Here is a 3,033-nt window from a genome sequence, read left to right on the forward strand (position 1 = left end):
ATCGAAACTTCAGCGCAATGATCTACGCTTGCGCATCCGTCATCAACTCACGCTGATTCTCAACAGGCCCTAGAGCGTTTCGCCGTTTCGGAAACGGCGAACCGCTCTATCTCTTTGTTTTTACGCAATTCCGGACGGAAAACCGATCACGCTTTTCCTGGAATTGCTTTAAAAAACGAAGCCGCGAAATTGGCCTTGGCATAGTTTTGTCGAGTGACCGTTTCGTGTAAAGAGCGCGCACCTCAAAATTCTTGGATCAGCATTGTTCGCTGTCCGACCGAAATCGACAGGAAAACCAACGGAATGCGCACCGATACCGGCCATGTCTTCAGGCTCGAAGACTATCGCCCCAGCGATTATCTCATCCCGAAGACCAGCCTCGACTTTCGCCTGTCGCCGGATGCGACCCGCGTCACTGCCTTGCTTACCATCGCACGGCGCGAGGGCGTGGCCGCCTCGGCGCCGCTGGTGCTCGACGGCGATGGGCTGAAGCTGCTCAGCGTTGCTATTGACGGCAAGACGCTGCCGCCCGCCGACTATCAGGCGACGCCGGACCAGCTGACGATCCCGGTGCCGCCGGCGGCATCGCGTTTCGAGCTCAGTCTCGAAACCGAGATCGCGCCGGCCGGCAACGAGGCGCTGATGGGCCTCTACCGCTCCAGCAATGTCTATTGCACGCAATGCGAGGCCGAAGGCTTTCGCCGCATCACCTATTTCCTCGACCGGCCCGACATCCTGTCGGTCTACACGGTTCGCATCGAGGCGCCGCACAACGAGGCGCCACTGCTGCTTTCCAACGGCAACCCTGCCGAAAGCGGCGCGCTGGACAATGGATGGCACTACGCCGTCTGGCACGACCCCTTCCCCAAGCCATCCTATCTTTTCGCGCTGGTGGCCGGCGCGCTTGGCAAGGTGGCGGACAGCTTCACCACCCTGTCCGGCCGCACTGTCGAGCTCGGCATTTATGTCGAGCCCGGCAAGGAGCGGCTCGCCGGCTATGCCATGGACGCGCTGAAGCGCTCGATGAAATGGGACGAGGAGGCCTTCGGCCGCGAATACGACCTCGACGTCTTCAACATCGTCGCCGTGTCCGACTTCAACATGGGCGCGATGGAGAACAAGGGCCTCAACGTCTTCAACGACAAATATGTGCTGGCCGACGAAGAGACCGCCACGGATGCCGACTTCGCCAATATCGAGGCGATCATCGCGCATGAGTATTTCCACAATTGGACCGGCAACAGGATCACCTGCCGCGACTGGTTCCAGCTCTGCCTGAAGGAAGGGCTGACGGTTTATCGCGACCACGAGTTCTCCGCCGACCAGCGTTCGCGCGCGGTCAAGCGCATTGCCGAGGTGCGCACGCTGCGTTCGCACCAGTTCCCGGAAGACCAGGGCCCGCTGGCGCATCCGGTCAGGCCGCGCCGCTACCGCGAGATCAACAACTTCTACACGGCGACCGTCTACGAAAAAGGCTCGGAAGTGGTGCGCATGATCCGCACCATCCTCGGAGCCGAAACCTTCCGGGCCGGCATGGACCTCTATTTCGAGCGCCATGACGGCGAGGCGGCGACGATCGAGGATTTCGTGAAAGTGTTCGAGGATGTGTCGGGCCGCGACCTGGCGCAATTTGGGCTCTGGTACCACCAGGCTGGCACGCCGAACCTGACGGTCAGTTCCTCGCACAACCCGGCGGCAAAGGAATTCACGCTGGAGATCGAGCAGTCGGTGCCGCCGACGCCGTCGGAAAGCCGCAAGCGGCTGATGCACATCCCGCTGGCTTTCGGTCTGGTCGGCGCCGGCGGCAAGCCCGTCAACTGGACCGCCGTCGAGGGCGCCACGGTCGAGGACGGCGTCATCCACGTCCGCAGGCGCCGGCACACGGTGCGTTTCTCCGGCATAGAGGAACGGCCCGCCGTATCGCTCAACCGCGGCTTCTCGGCGCCGATCACGCTTTCGGTGCAGCAGAAGGCCGACGACCAGTTCTTCCTGGCCGCGCATGACAGCGATTCCTTCGCGCGCTGGCAGGCGTTCAACACGCTGCTCACCGACGCGCTGATCGCGGCCTTCCGCCAGGTGCTGGGCGGCAAGGAGCCGGCCTTTACGGCAAAGCTTGCCGCGCTTGCCGGCAAGATCGCCGGCGACGACACGCTGGAGCCGGCCTACCGCGCTCTGGCGCTGACGCTGCCGGGCGAGGCCGATATTGCCCGCGACATCGGCAAGGGCATCGACCCCGACGCCATCTTTGCCGCGCGCGAGGCACTGGCGCGGACGATCGCTGCGGCAAACCGCGAGGGCTTCTCGGCGCTCTATGAAAGCCTCGGCGACGACGGCCCCTACACGCCGGAGGCGGGGAGCGCCGGACGACGGGCGCTGCGCAACGCCTTGCTCGACTATCTGTCGCTGCTGCCGGAAGGTGCCGCGCTTGCCGCGCGGCACTTCAACACCGCCACCAACATGACCGATCGCGCCGCCGCACTTGCCGTGCTGGCGCACCGCCATGCCGGTTCCCGTCAAGCCGAGGAAGCGCTGGCGACGTTCGAGGCGCGTTATCGCGGCGACGCCCTGGTGCTCGACAAATGGTTCCAGATCCAGGCCAGCGTGCCTGGTGCGCAAACCGTCGACAAGGTGCGCGAGCTTATGCAGCACCAAGCCTTCTCGATCGCCAACCCGAACCGCATGCGCTCATTGATCGGCACCTTCTCCAGCGCCAACCAGACCGGCTTCCACCGCGCCGATGGCGAAGGCTACCGGCTGTTCGCCGAGACGGTGCTGGAGGTCGAGAAGCGCAACCCACAGGTCGCGGCGCGACTGGCGACGGCGCTCAGGTCATGGCGCTCGCTGGAACCTGGACGCCAAGCCAAGGCCAGGGACGCGCTGCTTAAGATCGCGAAGGCGGAGAACCTGTCGGCGGATCTGCGCGATATCGTGGAGCGCACCCTGGCATAGTGCTTCTCCTTCTCCCCTTGTGAGGCCTTTGCACGGAAGCGGGTTGGTGATTCCGTCGGCAAGGATGAAGGGGAGATGATTCGG

1 protein-coding gene is annotated in these 3,033 nt (G+C 63.9%); it reads left to right on the forward strand.

Translation table 11 applies throughout. The features are described 5' to 3' along the window. Nucleotides 1–303 precede the first annotated feature (303 nt). Nucleotides 304–2,949 carry an aminopeptidase N gene (gene pepN, locus AB6802_RS30025; protein ID WP_371013832.1) on the forward strand — a complete coding sequence of 882 codons (2,646 nt, stop codon included), beginning with the start codon at nt 304–306 and terminating at the stop codon, nt 2,947–2,949. The last annotated feature ends 84 nt before the right edge of the window (nt 2,950–3,033 follow it).

This window comes from Mesorhizobium sp. RCC_202 (genome assembly GCF_041355295.1).
Lineage (GTDB): Bacteria > Pseudomonadota > Alphaproteobacteria > Rhizobiales > Rhizobiaceae > Mesorhizobium.